At 62.3% G+C, this 15331-nt stretch carries 16 protein-coding genes and 1 pseudogene; 13 read left to right on the top strand and 4 right to left on the bottom strand.

Annotated features, from left to right (window positions below; all coding sequences use genetic code 11):
• From CIT26_RS37200 to CIT26_RS00060, 6 genes and pseudogenes are all read left to right on the top strand, one after another.
• A complete protein-coding gene (locus CIT26_RS37200) occupies window positions 1-423 on the top strand; it encodes a hypothetical protein (RefSeq protein ID WP_245318891.1) in 423 nt (140 codons plus the stop codon).
• A pseudogene (locus CIT26_RS00080) lies at window positions 383-1021 on the top strand (terminase large subunit domain-containing protein); the annotation flags it as partial. The gene CIT26_RS37200 and the pseudogene CIT26_RS00080, both read left to right, overlap by 41 nt.
• A 268-nt stretch (window positions 1022-1289) precedes the next feature.
• The gene (locus CIT26_RS00075; RefSeq protein ID WP_095490682.1) at window positions 1290-2045 is read left to right on the top strand and encodes a phage terminase large subunit family protein; all 756 of its coding nucleotides are present in this window, start codon (window positions 1290-1292) and stop codon (window positions 2043-2045) included.
• Window positions 2046-2253: 208 nt separating this feature from the next.
• The gene (locus tag CIT26_RS00070; protein WP_342586974.1) at window positions 2254-3072 is read left to right on the top strand and encodes a HipA family kinase; all 819 of its coding nucleotides are present in this window, start codon (window positions 2254-2256) and stop codon (window positions 3070-3072) included.
• Window positions 3072-3869, top strand: coding sequence for a DUF3037 domain-containing protein (locus CIT26_RS00065; RefSeq protein WP_095490680.1), 798 nt, complete (start codon window positions 3072-3074; stop codon window positions 3867-3869). Before CIT26_RS00070 ends, CIT26_RS00065 begins: the two co-directional genes overlap by 1 nt.
• 205 nt (window positions 3870-4074) lie before the next feature.
• The gene (locus CIT26_RS00060) at window positions 4075-4644 is read left to right on the top strand and encodes a hypothetical protein (protein WP_095490679.1); all 570 of its coding nucleotides are present in this window, start codon (window positions 4075-4077) and stop codon (window positions 4642-4644) included.
• Window positions 4645-4887: 243 nt separating this feature from the next.
• Here the strand turns inward: CIT26_RS00060 and CIT26_RS00055 are convergent, their stop codons facing one another.
• A complete protein-coding gene (locus tag CIT26_RS00055; RefSeq protein WP_095490678.1) occupies window positions 4888-5505 on the bottom strand; it encodes a methyltransferase domain-containing protein in 618 nt (205 codons plus the stop codon).
• A gap of 125 nt (window positions 5506-5630) precedes the next feature.
• Here CIT26_RS00055 and CIT26_RS00050 point away from each other — a divergent pair, with 125 nt between their 5' ends.
• Both CIT26_RS00050 and CIT26_RS00045 read left to right on the top strand, forming a co-directional pair.
• Window positions 5631-7364 carry a portal protein gene (locus tag CIT26_RS00050; protein WP_095490677.1) on the top strand — a complete coding sequence of 578 codons (1734 nt, stop codon included), beginning with the start codon at window positions 5631-5633 and terminating at the stop codon, window positions 7362-7364.
• A complete protein-coding gene (locus tag CIT26_RS00045; protein ID WP_095490676.1) occupies window positions 7361-7684 on the top strand; it encodes a Bbp19 family protein in 324 nt (107 codons plus the stop codon). The genes CIT26_RS00050 and CIT26_RS00045 overlap by 4 nt, the downstream gene beginning before the upstream one ends.
• A 193-nt stretch (window positions 7685-7877) precedes the next feature.
• Here the strand turns inward: CIT26_RS00045 and CIT26_RS36315 are convergent, their stop codons facing one another.
• The 3 genes from CIT26_RS36315 to CIT26_RS00035 form a co-directional block, all read right to left on the bottom strand.
• On the bottom strand, window positions 7878-8033 hold the full coding sequence (locus CIT26_RS36315; RefSeq protein WP_167391217.1) for a hypothetical protein: 156 nt from the start codon (window positions 8031-8033) through the stop codon (window positions 7878-7880).
• A gap of 118 nt (window positions 8034-8151) precedes the next feature.
• Entirely contained in the window at window positions 8152-8442 is a 291-nt protein-coding gene (locus CIT26_RS36310) for a hypothetical protein (protein WP_167391216.1), read from the bottom strand.
• Window positions 8443-8709: 267 nt separating this feature from the next.
• Window positions 8710-9024, bottom strand: a complete 315-nt coding sequence (locus CIT26_RS00035) for a YMGG-like glycine zipper-containing protein (RefSeq protein WP_095490674.1) — start codon at window positions 9022-9024, stop codon at window positions 8710-8712.
• A 322-nt stretch (window positions 9025-9346) separates the two neighbouring features.
• On the opposite strand from CIT26_RS00035, the gene CIT26_RS00030 reads away from it, so the two are divergent.
• The 5 genes from CIT26_RS00030 to CIT26_RS00005 all read left to right on the top strand — a co-directional run bounded on the left by CIT26_RS00030 (window position 9347) and on the right by CIT26_RS00005 (window position 15225).
• Window positions 9347-10255: a hypothetical protein gene (locus CIT26_RS00030; RefSeq protein WP_095490673.1), complete on the top strand. Its 909-nt coding sequence runs from the start codon at window positions 9347-9349 to the stop codon at window positions 10253-10255.
• Window positions 10256-10340: 85 nt separating this feature from the next.
• Window positions 10341-11330, top strand: a complete 990-nt coding sequence (locus CIT26_RS00025; protein ID WP_095490672.1) for a Coat protein — start codon at window positions 10341-10343, stop codon at window positions 11328-11330.
• A gap of 215 nt (window positions 11331-11545) precedes the next feature.
• Window positions 11546-11791: a hypothetical protein gene (locus tag CIT26_RS00020; RefSeq protein WP_095490671.1), complete on the top strand. Its 246-nt coding sequence runs from the start codon at window positions 11546-11548 to the stop codon at window positions 11789-11791.
• Between the two features lie 393 nt (window positions 11792-12184).
• The gene (locus CIT26_RS00010) at window positions 12185-12778 is read left to right on the top strand and encodes a phage connector family protein (protein ID WP_095490670.1); all 594 of its coding nucleotides are present in this window, start codon (window positions 12185-12187) and stop codon (window positions 12776-12778) included.
• Window positions 12778-15225 (top strand): phage tail protein, encoded by a 2448-nt coding sequence (locus CIT26_RS00005; RefSeq protein WP_095490669.1) that lies wholly within the window; start codon window positions 12778-12780, stop codon window positions 15223-15225. The genes CIT26_RS00010 and CIT26_RS00005 overlap by 1 nt, the downstream gene beginning before the upstream one ends.
• Window positions 15226-15331: the final 106 nt, after the last annotated feature.

Below are 15331 nucleotides of genomic sequence, written 5' to 3'. Positions count from 1 at the left end.
ATGGCCGAGGATTCTTTCTGCGACGAACCGCCTGATGTGACGGAACGGCCCTCCGGCCGGCCGAGGCGGGCGAAGAAAACGCTGGCCGATGGTTTTCTGGAAGCCATCCGCGCCGATTTCCGGGCGCATGGCGCCGGCGTCATCGCCGAGGTCCGTACCGAAAAGCCCGACCAGTATCTGAAGATCGTGCTGTCGGTGCTGCCCAAGGATTTGCACGTCGATATCAACAGTCTGGATGTATTGAGCGATGACGAAATCAGGCAGCGCATCCGCGGCCTCGAAGCCGTCCTGCGGCCATTCCTCGGGAAACCGGGCCTCGGGAAACACGGCCTCGGGAAACCGGGTCTCACCAAGCCGGGCCTCGACGGCGAAGACCGAGTATCTGAACCTGCTCAGGGAATTGGACCGGAGGCGGCGCACTAACCAGCTTGCCGCCTATCGGCCCTATCTCAGGCAGGCCGAGTTCCATGCGGCGGGCGCGACCAACCGCGAGCGGCTGTTCATGGCCGGCAACCAGCTCGGCAAGACAAGGGCCGGCGGCGCGGAATGGGCGATGCATCTCACCGGCCGCTATCCCGAGTGGTGGCAAGGCAAGGTTTTCGACACGTCCGTGCGGCTATGGGCGGCCGGCGTCACCGCCGAGGGCACGCGCGACAACCCGCAGCGCATCCTGATCGGCCCGCCGCAGCAGCCGGCGGCGTGGGGCACCGGCATGATCCCGGCCGACGCTATTCTCAGCACCATCATGGGGCGCGGCGCGCCGCACGGGCTGGACAGCGTGGTGGTGCGCCATGGCGGCGGTGGCGATGTGCAGGCCGATGAATCGGTGCTGTCGTTCAAGAGCTATGAGAAGGGTCGCGAGAAATGGCAGGGCGAGACGCTGCACGGCGTCTGGTTCGACGAGGAGCCGCCGCTCGACATCTATTCCGAGGGCCTGACCCGCACCAATGCGACCGGCGGCATCACCATCGTCACCTTCACGCCGCTGCTCGGCATGTCGGAGGTGGTGCTGTTGTTTTTGTCGGCGGAGGAGGTGGAGGGAATGGGGAGAGGGTGACATCGCAGGAGTTCCTCGCCCCGCGCGAAGCGGGGGGAGAGGTGGCCGCGAAGCGGCCGGAGAGGGGCTCTCCGCTTGCACGAGCGGGCGTCCCCCTCTCCGTCTCGGCTTCGCCGAGCCACCTCTCCCCCGCTTCGCGGGGGCGAGGAACCCAAGCTTTCAAAAGCTCTCGCCAAACAACACTCTACGCAGCGCGTCTGCCAAAATGATTCAACACTGTGAGCGCGCTCCAATGACCCGCCACGTCACCTTCATGACCATCGACGATGCCGAGCACTATACGCCGCAGCAGCGCGCCGCGATCATATCAGCCTATCCCGCGCATGAGCGCGAGGCGCGAGCCAAGGGCATTCCGGTGCTTGGCTCCGGCCGCATCTTTCCGGTGCCGGAAGAGCTGATCGCCTGCGAGCCGTTCCGGCTGCCGCGCTACTGGCCGCGGCTCGGCGCGCTGGATTTCGGCTGGGACCATCCGTCTGCAGCGGTCGAGCTCGCCTGGGATACCGAGACCGATGTCGTCTACGTCGCCAAAGCCTGCCGCGCTTCGCAGCAGACTCCCGCCATGCAGGCGCTGACCCTAAAACCGTGGGGCGAATGGCTGCCCTGGGCGTGGCCGCGCGACGGCCGCCGCGAGACGCTGGAAGGTGCGGGCGTAGCACTGGCCCGGCAATATGCGGCGCATGGCCTGAACATGCTCGCCGGCCATGCGCAGTTCGCCGACGGCTCGGTGTCGGTCGAGGCCGGGCTGATGGAGATGCTCGACCGCATGCAGAGCGGCCGCTTCAAGGTGTTCTCGACGCTTTTGCCCTGGTTCGAGGAATTCCGGCTCTATCACCGCAAGGACGGCCAGGTGGTGAAGCTGCGCGACGATCTGATGGCGGCGACACGCTATGGCGTGATGATGCTGAGGGAAGCGGTGGTCGATCCGGCGGAGTTCAAGACGGCACGGCGGAAGGCGGGGCAGAGCGATCCGCTGGGGGCGTTTCGGTGAGGCGGTAAAGGTCAAGGCGGTTGATCGATGAGATTGGGTGGGGACAGCAGGCCCTTGGAGATCGAAGAGGGCGTCGGATGTATCTCTTGAGCGTTGTAAATGACGATCCAGCAGTAAATACAGCTCACCATGCTTCGTGTACCCACGACTCGCTTTTTGACAGTCGGCTCTTTATGGGATTACGAAGCGGTCTATTTGTGGGGTGGGTATGCTTGCGTGCGGGATTGCTTGCCAGCCGACCGAGATTCAGCGGGAAATAGAGGCATTTCAGTCAAGCACAAGTCCGGTGCGGGTAGCAACGGACAAGGGAGAGGGTTTCCTAAAGTCGCTCGGAAACCCAATGGGCTCTGCTGCGCTCATCTCGGAATTGGCAGCAGGGGAACTGGCGACATGGTTCGGATTGAAAGTCCCTCCATTTGCCATAATCCGACAAATTTCGATCGACATAACTATGTCCAAGAACGGGGTCGTCATGTTGCCTCCCTTGTTCTTCTCTTACGCGGTGGACGGAACTCCGCGCGATGGCCAAGACACATTCCTCTCCCGTCTCCGTGACCCGGACGACGTAGCGCGGCTAGTCGTATTCGATACGTGGATTCGAAATTGGGATCGTTTCCTGAATGGGGACGCGAACTCCGAAAACCTCCTCTACGTGAGGGCCGCTGGCGGTCGAAAATACGACCTTGTACCGATAGATCATTCGAATTGCTTCATCGGCGATGATGTTGATTTCCCTACTGGTCCGGCACCAGAGGATTGGGTCACTGACCCCAATATCTATGGAAAATTTCCTGAGTTCGATCCTTACATAGATGCCCGATCTGTCACCCAAGCCGTTCATAGGCTGGCGCAATTACAACGCAATTTCGTGGTCGAAGTTGTTAACTCCGTACCTGCAGAATGGGGCTTGGGTCTCAATGCCGCAAAGTCACTTGTCGATTTGATTTGTGACCGTGCCGATTTTGTGATGAACACCATATCTGCGAGATTGGTGGATGCACCAGAAATCCCAGGATTGGTCCAGTGATGCGTGAATCGCAAGGATATTACTCGCTCGTGCAATACTCGGAGTTTCCCGAGCGCGCGGAGTTCGTGAACATTGGCGTTATCCTTTTCGCCAGTGCGGAGCCGTACGTGTTCGCAAAATTTAGCCAGCGGCCGCGGCGCGCCGAAAAGGCGTTCAACGTGCATTTAGGCAATCATTTCAAGTTCTTGCAAGAGTCAATGGAGAACCGGATTAAGCTCGAATTTGGTTCTGGTTGGAATAAGGAACGGATTGAGCAATTTGTCGCGCTCAGGTCCGGTAAGGTTCGCCTCTCGCCAGTCCGCTCGGTCCTGGTCAGAAGCCCAGTGGAGTTGATCGATGATCTCTTCCAGCGATTGGTCGGCGATGTGCCCAATGTAAGACGAGGGCAGCGGCCATCCACCAAACTTGCGCACGCTTTTAGACTAAGCGGCGTCGACAAACTCCTTTTGAAACCGGAGCCGGTTCTCTTGTCGGGAGGCGTCAAGATTGAGGCACCGTTCGCCTATCAGAATGGTTCGTTCAATCTGATTGATGCGGTTTCCCTAGCTGGTGATCCCGACAAAGCTCTCAATCGGGCAAGTCCGCATATGATTGAAGGAGAACTACTCTATCAAGAAACAGCTCTTGCCAATCGCAAGCAGCTGGTAGTGATTGGTGATGAAGGTGATAGCCAAGATTCGGCATTTTTAGACATGGTTTCGGCGCAGATGGAGCGTCATCATGTGAGATTTTACACCATCGACCATATCGAACCCCTGGTGAAGGACATACGCGAGAACTACGCTATTCATCACTAGGACTTGCGAGGCATGGTTCGCCGCGTTGCTACCTGAAAGCCTCGCTTCGGCTCATCTTTCTCAAAGCTGCCGAGCGGTTTTCTTAGACCGCTCGGATTTGCTCTTTTTAAAAAAACCTTTCGTCTTTCTTGCCGGCAGGCGTTTCGTCGTTCTTTGATCGCGCCTGCTTTGCAAGGGAGCGCTCTTCAATGCCTCCGGCCTCTTCATGACCGTCCGTATCATCCCCGCAACCCTGCGCGACCTCTCCTACATCGCCGCCAACCTTCGCCCCGAGGACCGGGCCGAGATCGACTGCCAGTTCGACGACTGGTCGCCGGCGCTGCTGGCGCTGACGGCGCTGCAGGGGTTTGCCTATGTCGCCGAGCTCGACGGCAATCCGGAAGCCGGCTTTGGCGCCGCCGAGCAGCGCGGCGGCTTATGGATCGCCTGGAGCTGGGGCACGCACCGCATGAGGCGCTGCGTGCCTGGGATCACGGCGTTCTTTCACGCCGTGCTCGGTCCGGAGGTGGCCGCGCGCGGTGCTTTCCGCGTCGAGGCGCGGGCGGTGGCCGCCAATGAATTGGCGCTGCGCTGGCTCGCCCGGCTTGGCGCCACGCAACGCTGCCGCCTGCCGGGTTACGGCCGCAACGGCGAAGATTTTTTGCTCTACGACTGGACAAGAGAAAGCTGGAACCATGTGCCTTTTTCAAAAGCCGCCGGCGCTGAAGCCGCTGCCACCCACACCGACCATTGCCGACAAGGACGTGCAGGCGCGCGAAGCAGCGCTTCGGGCTGAACTCGAGCAGCGCCAGGGCACCGCCGGCACAGTCAAGACCGACCTGTCGCCGAGTGACCTCACCGGCCAGCGCCGCGTGCTGCTGGGGGTGTGATGTGGGTGCGATGAAGGGGGTAATCTCCCCCTTGAGGGGGAGATTACCGGCAGGCAAGAGGGGGTCGGCGCGACCGGACGCGGCCTCCTGTGGCAGATCAAGGTTGGCGCTTTGCGCGAGACGACCCCCCTCAAGGGGGGAGATCGCTGTCACCCCGGCTTGCGCGCAAACGCCCAGACCATCAGCGGGTATTCCTCGTCGTTGCTGAGGTCACGCCATAGGCCGTAGGGGCGCACCGGACCGCCGATATGGGCTTTTGCGCAGGCTTTGTTGCCCCAGCTGAACACCTGGATTTCCGCCTGGGGGAAGCCGCCTTCGACCAGCACCTGCTTCAGGCCGGCGGCGGTCCAGCGGTTGTAGTCGTGCGGCCGCGCATGCACCCTGAATAGGAACGGCGTCGCCACCATAGCCCAGCCGCCCGGCCGGGTCATGGCATGGATATTCTGTACCGCGGCGAGCGGGCGCTGCACATGCTCCAGCACCTGGTCGGCGATGACGACGGAATACTGCCGGTCGGTGCGGTCCTTGCAGATGTCGAAGTCGGGGAAATCGACCGACGTATAGTTGGAGCACATCGTCTTCCAGTGGCGGTTCCAGCCGGGCGAGATCTCGATCACGTCAGAGGATTTGCGGCCGTGCGCCTCAAGAAACGCGGTGAACGCCTCGATCTGCCTGATGCGCAGCCAATTGCGGGAATCGTAGCCGAGCAGCCGCTTTGCAACCTGCTTGCCTCGCCTCTTCAGGGCGCCGGGTAGGCTTTCCGTCATTGTCAAATCGATCTCCTTAAATCCCCGCCGCGCCCCGTTGAACATCGCAAAAGCGAACAAAATTCGACCTGGCCTTGGCAATATCTGGGCTTCGAACAAGCTGATACCACCGAAGAAAGAATGCCATGACGAGCGATTCCCGCGCCCACGATATCCTGTCGCGACAGGCGGAACTCGAGAGCGAGCGCAGCCAGTATGAGGCTGTCTGGGAGGCGGTGTCGGAATTCTGCGACCCCGACGCGCCCGACGTCTGGAGCGGCCGCCGGCAATCCGGCGCGGCGACGCAGGCCGAGCGGCAGGAGCGGCGCGGCGCACGCGTCTACGCCAACACCATCAACTCGGCCGCCAACCGGCTGGCCGCCGGGCTGGAAAGCCTGATCATCCCGCAGTCGGAAAAATGGCACGGGCTGTCGACCGCCGCCATGAATGACGAGGAGACCGACGAGGAGAAGGAATGGGCGGAGGCGCTTCGCGATTTCCTGTTTGCGCTGCGCTATTCCGCCAATTCGAATTTCGTGCCGGCGACGCAGGCCTGCCTGCGCAACGTCGTGCGCTACGGCCCGGCCTATCTCTACGCCGAGGAGGGCTTTGGCGGCACGCTGATCCGCTATGCCTCGATCCCGGTGGTCGAGGGCTATCTCTGCCGCAACCGCTGGGGTCAGGTCGACATTTTCCACCGCCGCTACGAACGGACGGCGCGGCAGGCGGCGCAACTGCTCGGCTATGAGAAGCTGCCGGCGCGGATCAAGATGCTGGTCGACGACCCGACCAAATGCGAGACCAAAATTTCGCTGATCCAGTGCATCCAGCCGCGCGACGAGCGCAAGATGTACCGGTTGGGCGGATCCTACCAGTATCTCGACACGGCCTTCGCTTCCTATCATGTCATCGAGGACGAGGAGGTCATCGTCAGGGAGAGCGGTTTCCGCTCCTTCCCGGTGTCGTGCTTCAACTGGCGCCGCTATGAGGGCGACCCCTATGGCATCTCGCCGACCATCGAGGCGCTGACGACCGTGCGCGAGGAAAACGCCGTGCGCCGCTCCGGCCTCAGGGCGCTGCAGCAGATCACCGATCCGGCGACTGCGTCGAAGGCCAGGCTCGACTATGTGCCGGTGCTCAATCCAGGCGAGAACTATCCCGGCCTGATCGACGACAATGGCCGGCCGCTGATTGCGCCGATCGTCACCGGGCAGAACCCGACCTATGCATTCAACTACGCGGAAAGCCGGGCCGAGGAGATCCGCGACATGATGTTCGTCAACCTGTTCCAGACGCTGGTGCAGAACCCGCAGATGACGGCCACGGAAGCGCTGATCCGGCAGGAGGAGAAGGGCGCGTTGCTCGGTCCCTCCGGCTCGATCATCCAGGCCGGCTTTGCCGCGAATCTCGACCGCGAACTCGGTATCCTCGAGGACAAAGGATTGTATGAGGAAGACAGCCGCTTCCTGCCGCCGGCGAGCCTTGCCGGCAAGGCGGTGCGGCCGACCTTCACCGGGCCGCTCGACGTGCTGCGCCGCTCGGCCGAGGCGCGCGACACCATCCAGGTCGTCACCACGGCCATGCAGATGGCGCAGTTCGACCCCGGCGTCATGGACAATATCGACGGCGACGAGGCGCTCAAGATCGTGCAGAGCGCCGGCCGCAGCCCGCAACGCATTTTTCGCCGCCAGAACGAGGTGGCTGATATTCGCGATGCGAGAGCCAAAGCTCAAGCTGCGCAGGCCGGCATGGCGGCGATCGCCACCGCCGGCAAGGTGGCCAGGGATGCCGTGCCCGCCGCCGTGCAGGCGCGTGACAGCGGCCTGCTCGACAGTCTCAGCGGGCTGATGCCGCAGGACGGCGAGGATGGCGGCGCATGAGCGGCAAACGCTTCGCCCATTCGAGCCAGGCCGGCGGCCCGGCCAAGGCGCAGGACGCGCTGACCAAGGCCTATCTCAGGGTGTTCTCAGGCCAGGACGGCGAGATGGTGCTGGCCGACCTGACGGCGGCGACCGGCTATTACCGCCGCCCGTCCTATGGCGAGTGGCTGGCCAAGACCAAGACGCCGAACGGCTTCGAACTGCACAGCGCGCTGAGCAATGCGCGCGCCGAAGTGGTGCAGCACATCATGGGGTTCCTGACGCTGGACGAGGCGGAGCTGGCGGCGCTGGAGAAGGCGGCGCGGCTGGAAGGGAGGTGAGGGGTGAGGCACCGCCATTGGTGACGCCTTCTCCCCTTGTGGGAGAAGGTGGATCGGCGCGTCAGCGCCGAGACGGATGAGGGGTGCTGGAGGAAATGAGGCGTCGGTGTTCCCTGGAACACCCCTCATCCGGCCGCTTCGCGGCCACCTTCTCCCACAAGGGGAGAAGGGAAGACCAGCGCCCCGCTATCGCTCAAGAACCGCCGCGGTAGTAACCGTCGCAAGGTGCGGTGTAGAAATGGCCGGAGCGATCCTGATAGCGGCAAAGTCTCTGTTGGCCTTCGGTCTTTGCACATCCCGCCAGCGCGGTAGTCACGAGCATGGCGGCAATGGCTTTGTACATGGTCATCGTCTGCTACTCCTTTGAAGCCTATGAACTAACACACTGGCTGATTTCGCCAAATCACGACGCTCATAGGAAGGAGCGGTGCTGGCGAAGGCGGCAATGTTGGAGGTGAGGCGACGGGTCATTGCCAGTCGCGGAGATCCAAATTGATCCGCACGGGACTTTTCTTCGTATCCAAGGGAGCGCAGCGATAGAGAATCCGCTGCGCGATGGCGTGCACTTCTTCGGAGTTCAACGAGTGCGGGCTGTAGGAAATGACCGCGACATTCTTGATGTTGCCGGCGTCATCGAGCGTCAATTCGAACGTAGCCTTCAGCTTGCTGTCCACCCACGCGACCGGAAGGATCATGCACCCTTGAATCTGTTCGGTTAGGCTTTCTGCTTCATTGGCACGCGCCGAGAAGGCGCACATGACCAGTAGCAAAGTTATAACAGCCCGCATCGTCGCCCCATCTGGAGTACACGATAGCGCTGAACTCGGATCAGGGTAAAGGGCGGAAGCTTCGGCGCGCCCTTCTCCCCTTGTGGGAGAAGGTGGATCGGCGCGAAGCGTCGAGACGGATGAGGGGTGCTGGAAGAAATGAGGCGCTGGTGTTCCCTGGAACACCCCTCATCCGGCCGCTTCGCGGCCACCTTCTCCCACAGGGGGAGAAGGGAAGACCAGCGCCGGCGCTATCGCTCAATAATCGCCGCGGTAGTAGCGGTCGTCGCAAGGTGCGGTGTAGATGCGGCCGTAGCGATCCTGATAGCGGCAAAGCTGTTCGCCGCGCCGCTGCGGCGTCGTCGCGCTGCCGACGACCGCCCCCAGCAGGGCGCCGCTGGCTGCACCGATAACCGTGCTCTTGGTGTCGCGGCCCAGGGCCTGACCGACGAGAGCGCCGCCAGCGCCGCCGACCAGGGCCCCCGTGGTGGCTCTCTGCTGGCCTTCGGTCTGGGCACATCCTGCCAGCGCGGCAGTCACAAGCAGGGCGGCAATGGCTTTGTACATGGTCATCGTCTGATACTCCGTTGAAGCCTATGAACTAATACACTGGCTGGTTTTGCCAAGTGTTTGCCAAGTGCGGTCGCATTGCGGCGGAACAGCGGCAACCACTTGTCACGAAATGAGACATGGTTTCTTTCGTCTTGACGGCGAGTGCCTCCGACTCGGAAAGATCATAGTCAAACAAGACCATAGAGTCAGGCTCTGTCGAAATGAATCAGGCTCCGGCCGTAACGATTCGACCGGCCCAGCCGATCCCTCAAATCCAAAAGCAAAAAAGCCGGGCTGAACCGGTGTGTCTTTCCATTTCCAAACAACAAAAGGAATATTTCACATGACAGATCTGGCAGACGCCGGGTCCGTGGTGGCTTCGCCACCGGCGGGCAACCTTGCACGGCCACCGGCCGCCGGGGACAACGGGTCCTCCCCGCCGGCTGCAGAAAGTTGGTTTGACGGTCTTTCCGAAGGCAACCGCAAGCTCGCTGAAACCAAGGGCTGGACCAAGCCTGAAAGCCTCGATCGGGTTTTCACATCCTATGCGGAGCTGGAACGGCAGCAGGGCGAAAGCCTGCGTGTTCCCGCGGCGGACGCGCCTGGGGAAGACTGGGACAGGTTCCATGCCCGGTTGCCTGAGGCGATGCGCCCGCTGACATCGCCCGACAAGGTCGAGTACAGGCGCCCCGATGGGCTTCCCGAAGACTTCGCCTATTCGGACGAGCTCGCCAATGCGTCCAAGGCCTGGGCGGTCGAGGCCGGCGCCACGCCGAAGGTGGCGCAGGCCTATCACGACCGCTTCGTCGGTTACATGGCCGAGCAGGCCAAGGTGCAGCAGATTGCCCTTGCCCGTTCGGTCGAGGCTACTCACGACGACCTGGTCAGGGAGTGGGGACCGACCGACAGCGACGGCTTTCGCCAGAGACTGGAGGTCGCCAACCGGGCGATGAAGAAGCTCGGCCTGGTCGATGCCTACAAGGCGAAAGGCATCCTCCTGCCTGACGGCGCCTTGACCGATCCGCAGATCGCCAAGGCGTTCCACGCCGTCGGCGAGGCGATGTTCAGGGAAGACACGATCGACGGTGGTGCGGCTTTGAGCGGAGGCAATCCCTTCAAGCGCAACGCCGCCGGCGAACGCAACCTGACCGATATCTCAGCCCTCGTCAAAAGCGATCCCGCCCGTGCCCGGCGGCTGGCACGTGAGGCCGGCGAAAACCCCGACCTGTGGATGCCCAACAACCCCCTTTGAAATTGGACCATGATCTCCGGCGAAACCGGTTTCCACTTTTCGGGACCATGGTCTGCCGCCGCCCCAAACCTGAAGGAAGACAAAAATGGCAGATGCCTATACCCGTATCGCGGACGCGATCGTTCCGTCCGTCTATGCACAATACTCGTTCGAGGAGCACGTCCAGTCGCTCGAGATCTACCAGGCAGGGATCCTGTTTTCCGACCCGGCCATCGCCTCGAAGCTCTCCATGGGCGGGCGTTCCGTCGACATGCCCGGCTGGACGGATCTCGGCAATGATCCGTCCGAGCCGGTCAATGACGATCCGACCGATTCGATCGAGATGAAGAAGATCGGCGCGCGCCGCGAGGTTGCCGCCCGCAATGTCCGCGCCCAGGCGTGGGGTATTCCGGACCTGACCTCGATCCTGGCCGGCGACGACCCGCAGAAACTCATTGTCCGCCGCCAGACCGACTACTGGCAGCGCGCCAACAAGCTGACGCTGCTCGGCATCCTGAAGGGCGTGGTGGCCGACAACATCGCCAATGATGCCGGCGACCTCGTCCGCATCACCGGCGCCTCCATCGTCGACACCGACATCATCGAGGCTGCCTATCTGATGGGCGACCGCGCCGACAAGTTCAAGACGATCTGGATGCACTCCAAGCAGATGAAGGCGCTGAAGCTCGCCGACCTCATCGACTATGTGCCGCCGTCCGAGCAGGGCGGGCCGCTGATCCCCTATTACATGGGGCTGCGGGCCGTCGTCGACGACGACATCCCGGTCGCCGCTGGCGTCTACACGGCGTTCATGTTCAAGGACAAGGCGATCCTGTGGAACGAGCTGCCGGTCAATACCGAAGGCGGGCCGCTGGAGTTCGACCGCAAGCCGCGCCAGGGCCATGGCGGCGGCGTCACCGAAATGGTCGCCCGCCGGCACTTCGTCCCGCATGTGCCCGGCACCCGCTTCCTCGACGCCTCCTCGGCCGGCGAATTCGCCACCGATGCCGAGCTGGCGCTGGCGGCGAACTGGGACCGCACGGCGTCGAGCGTCAAGAACATGACGTTCATTGCGCTGAAGACGACCGAAGCCTGATAAGGCCAAGGCGAGGGCGGGGGCGTCAGACTCCCGCCTTTTTTGGACGCTCGGTCGGCCAATGTGGCGAATCCCAAATTCACGTGCTGTGCTGCATTAAACTGATACGAGATTTGCGTCTGGCCGCATTGTTGTTGTTGCACGTTGATGAATCGCCGTCACCAAACGGTTACACAAGAGGACGATGCTGCCTTGTCTTGGCACGGGAGGTAACCATGGATATGACATACAAGGCAGTTCAGGACGTGCTTCGAAAAGCGGGCGTTGTCATAAGCAAAAAGGGCGAACTTCACCGCATAAACTTCTTCAGCGGTCTGGAAAACACCGCCTACTACACGACAAGTCTTCAGGAAGCCCGGGATAGGGGTTTGGCGATGGCGAAAGGCGCCGGAAGGTTGCGAGCAAGCGCCTTCGCCAAGTCGGCCGGAACAGGACGGCGGGTCTCGACACACTTGGGCTGATGCCGCAGGAATTCATCGCCGCGTTGCGCGGCGATATCGTGAAACTGCGATAGCCACAGTATTATCGGGTGGCGCCCGTCACCAGTTTTCCAGCGGTTGCGTTCCGTCGCGCCCCCCTCTGTCCTGCCGGACATCTCCCCCACTTGGGGGGAGATCGGCAGCTTCACCGACAACGCCCTTTCTTCAACGTTGGCGATTGGCGAAAGCCAACGCGACATCCAATCTCCCCCCAAGTGGGGGAGATGCCATTTTTTGGCAAAGAGGGCAGGACAGAGGGGGCGCGACGGAATGCGACCTTTCCCCTCCCCACAATCCCACCCCACCCAGAGCGCTTTTGCCGTGGGGGCACCATGCGTTTCGTTCCACCACTCTTGCTGACGGAGGCCTAAAACCATGGCCATCACCCCGCTCGACATCGCCAACATGGCGCTTGGCGTTCTCGACGAGGCGCCGATCGACAGCCTCGACCAGGACGTCAAAGCAGCCCGCCTGCTCAATCTGCATTTCGATCTGACCCGCGAGGCGGAGCTGACGAAACACGCCTGGGTGTTCGCGATTCTGGCGGCCGCCGTTGCCGGGTCCGATACCGGCAGTGGCGCGGGCACGCTGAACTTTGCCTATGAATTGCCCGTGGACTGCCTGCGGCCTTTGCCGCTGACCCATAATGGCGAGCCGGATGGCGTGCCGATCTCGTGGCGCCAGGAGGCCGGATTGATCTACTCGGACCAGTCCAGCCCATGCCTCATCCGCTACATCGCCAACCTCACCGATCCGAACGACTGGGACGCGCTGTTCACGGAAGTGCTGGTCGCGGCCCTTGCCATCAAGATCGCGCATCCGCTGACCCACAAGGCCGGCATGATCGACATTGCCCGCGGTGCCTATGACCGGGCGCTCGACGCGGCGTTCCAGTCCAACGCCATCCAGCGTGGCGGCAGGTTTTCAACGACGTCCTGGGCGATCCAGCGCGGCGGATTTGTGCGCTGATGACGACGCTCTATCCGGTCCAGGACACATTCGTTCGTGGCGAGATCTCGCCGCGGCTACACGCCCGCGCGTCGCTCGATCTCTATCGGGCAGCGCTTTCCAAATGCGAGAACTTCGTCACCTTGCCGCATGGCGGCATCCGCAAGCGCGGCGGGTCGTATTTCGTCGGCGAGGCCAAGGATTCGTCGAAGAAGACGCGCGGCATACCGTTCATCTTCTCGGCAGACCAGGCCTACATGCTTGAGTTCGGCGACCTCTACATCCGCGTCTACGCCTATGGAGCCCGCGTCGGCACGGTGGAAGTGGCGACACCCTATCTCGAAGCCGATCTGTTCGACCTGCAATTCGTCCAGTCCGCCGACCAGATGTGGATCACCCACGAGGACTACCCGCCGCAGGTTCTCACCCGCGCGGCGCACACCACATGGACGCTGGCCGAGTTCGTCTTTCTCGACGGCCCCTATGACGACATCAACACAAGCGCGACCACCATGGCGCCTGCCGAAACCGGCGCCGTCCATCCTCTTATGACCAACAATACCGCTCCAAGCGGCGCTGCCGCGGACAGCAGCGGCTCCGCCGACGCCTACAAGGTATTCGACCGGAACAATGGGTCAAACCTTTCGCTCGGCACGACCACCGGCTTCGTGTCCTATGATTTCGCCGGTACAGTGACCAAGGTTTGTGACGGCTACTGGCTTCGCGCGCAGTCCATCGGCGGCACAAGGGCACCGGTCGCCTGGGATTTCCAGGGCTTCGACGGCACGAACTGGATCTCGCTTGACAGCCGGACAGCGGAAACCGTCTGGTCGCGCGGCGAGGTGCGCTTCTACGAATTTCAGAATGAGACGGCCTACCAGTCCTATCGGCTGAACATCACCGGCTCGGAGGACGACACCAATGTTACGATCGCGGAAATGGGATGGCATGAGGATGGCGATACACAGACGCCATTCGATCTCACGGTGTCCTCGATCGTCGGCATCAATGACGGCACCGGTTTCCAGGCATCAGATGTCGGCCGCGCCATTCGGCTGCTCGGCTCGGATGCCATCTGGCGCTGGGCGCGCATAACGAGCCGCACCAGCGCGACTGTGGTCAAAATCAGGCTGTATGGGCATGCGCTTCCCAATCTCAGCCCGATCGCGCGCTGGCGTCTCGGCACTTTCGTTCCCGGCAAATACGTCGAAAGCGGTTCGCTGTACGAGGAGCGGCTGGCCTTCAGCCGGAAATTCTCCGTCTACGCATCCGCAACCGGCGACTTCGACAATTTCGCGCTCGGCGAGGAAGATGACGACGCGCTGGAGTTCGTCCAGGCCGGCGGCGGCCAAGCCAACGATATCACATGGATTGCGGAATCCGATGGGGCTCTGCTGATCGGAACGCTTGGCGGGGTGCGCGCGCTGTCGGGTTCGGGCATCGACGAGGCGTTGACGCCGTCGTCCTTCAAAAACCGTCGGTCCCGCACGTTCGGCTGCGCAAAGGTCCGTCCGGTGGATGCCGGGCAGTCGTTCCTTTACGTGACGCGCTCCCGCAAATCGATCGCCGAACTGACCCAGAGCGCCGCCGGCCGCTTCACGTCGGATGATGTCGGACAGATTTCCGAGCATATTCCGAAGAAGGGTGTCGTCGAACTGGCATTCCAGACCGATCCCGATCCGCTACTGTGGTTCCCGCTGGATAATGGGGAACTTGGCGGCTACACGCACCAGCCTTCCCAGGAGGTCCGTGGCATGCACCGGCATCGCATCGCCGGTTCGTTCTCCGGTTCGGCATGGGGCATCGTTGAGAGCGCCGTGGTGACGCCGGGGCAGGGCGGCAACGATGATCTGTGGCTGATCGTAAAGCGCACCATCGGTGGCGCCACCAGGCGCACCATCGAAGTCAAGACCGTTCCGTTCGAATATGGCGAGATCGCCGACGCGTTCGAAGTCGATTGCGGCCTGACCTACACCGGCGCGGCCGTGGGGGTGGTCACAGGCCTGGGTCACCTCGAAGGCGAAACCGTCGACGCTCTGGCGGATGGCAAGGTCTACAAGGGCCTTGTCGTGGCTGCCGGAGCGGTTTCCTTGCCCGGCGGGGCAACGGCGGCCAAATGGCAGGTCGGGCTACCCTATGAGGCCGGCGCCGACACGCTGGAGCTCGACGTCGGCGGCAAGGACGGGTCGATCGTCGGACGTCGAAAGAAGGTGGCGGCGGTCATTCTTTCCCTGTTGGAAACCGATACGACCGGGCTGGAAATCACGTCGTTGATGCGCGGTCGGTGGGAGCCGGTTCGTATCCCCTCGATCGTCTCGCCCGACGGCATGGCCAATCTGTTCACCGGCAATGTCGAGGTGCCGATCGACGACAGCTGGGACGGGCAGGGCAGAGTGAAGATCCGCCACACCAACCCGACGCCGTGCACCATCCGGGCGTTCACGCCGGTGTTCGACGCCGAGCCGTAGTTGAAACTGCCGATCTCCCCCCTCGAGGGCAGGGGAATCGCATTTGAGTAGTTGGAAAATGGCTTGCCAATTGCCGGGTTGTGGATTCTTGGGAGGGCTCCGTAAT

It is taken from the genome of Mesorhizobium temperatum (assembly GCF_002284575.1).
Classification (GTDB): Bacteria; Pseudomonadota; Alphaproteobacteria; order Rhizobiales; family Rhizobiaceae; genus Mesorhizobium; species Mesorhizobium temperatum.
Note: the sequence above shows the minus strand (reverse complement) of the source record. Positions and strands in the feature narration are given on the sequence as shown.

Bases quoted from the DNA above. Each gene is read 5' to 3' on its own strand.
- CIT26_RS37200 (WP_245318891.1), top strand. From the start codon at position 1: ATGGCCGAGGATTCTTTCTGCGACGAACCGCCTGATGTGACGGAACGG.
- CIT26_RS00075 (WP_095490682.1), top strand. From the start codon at position 1,290: ATGACCCGCCACGTCACCTTCATGACCATCGACGATGCCGAGCACTAT.
- CIT26_RS00070 (WP_342586974.1), top strand. From the start codon at position 2,254: ATGCTTGCGTGCGGGATTGCTTGCCAGCCGACCGAGATTCAGCGGGAA.
- CIT26_RS00065 (WP_095490680.1), top strand. From the start codon at position 3,072: ATGCGTGAATCGCAAGGATATTACTCGCTCGTGCAATACTCGGAGTTT.
- CIT26_RS00060 (WP_095490679.1), top strand. From the start codon at position 4,075: ATGACCGTCCGTATCATCCCCGCAACCCTGCGCGACCTCTCCTACATC.
- CIT26_RS00055 (WP_095490678.1), bottom strand. From the start codon at position 5,505: ATGACGGAAAGCCTACCCGGCGCCCTGAAGAGGCGAGGCAAGCAGGTT.
- CIT26_RS00050 (WP_095490677.1), top strand. From the start codon at position 5,631: ATGACGAGCGATTCCCGCGCCCACGATATCCTGTCGCGACAGGCGGAA.
- CIT26_RS00045 (WP_095490676.1), top strand. From the start codon at position 7,361: ATGAGCGGCAAACGCTTCGCCCATTCGAGCCAGGCCGGCGGCCCGGCC.
- CIT26_RS36315 (WP_167391217.1), bottom strand. From the start codon at position 8,033: ATGACCATGTACAAAGCCATTGCCGCCATGCTCGTGACTACCGCGCTG.
- CIT26_RS36310 (WP_167391216.1), bottom strand. From the start codon at position 8,442: ATGTGCGCCTTCTCGGCGCGTGCCAATGAAGCAGAAAGCCTAACCGAA.
- CIT26_RS00035 (WP_095490674.1), bottom strand. From the start codon at position 9,024: ATGACCATGTACAAAGCCATTGCCGCCCTGCTTGTGACTGCCGCGCTG.
- CIT26_RS00030 (WP_095490673.1), top strand. From the start codon at position 9,347: ATGACAGATCTGGCAGACGCCGGGTCCGTGGTGGCTTCGCCACCGGCG.
- CIT26_RS00025 (WP_095490672.1), top strand. From the start codon at position 10,341: ATGGCAGATGCCTATACCCGTATCGCGGACGCGATCGTTCCGTCCGTC.
- CIT26_RS00020 (WP_095490671.1), top strand. From the start codon at position 11,546: ATGGATATGACATACAAGGCAGTTCAGGACGTGCTTCGAAAAGCGGGC.
- CIT26_RS00010 (WP_095490670.1), top strand. From the start codon at position 12,185: ATGGCCATCACCCCGCTCGACATCGCCAACATGGCGCTTGGCGTTCTC.
- CIT26_RS00005 (WP_095490669.1), top strand. From the start codon at position 12,778: ATGACGACGCTCTATCCGGTCCAGGACACATTCGTTCGTGGCGAGATC.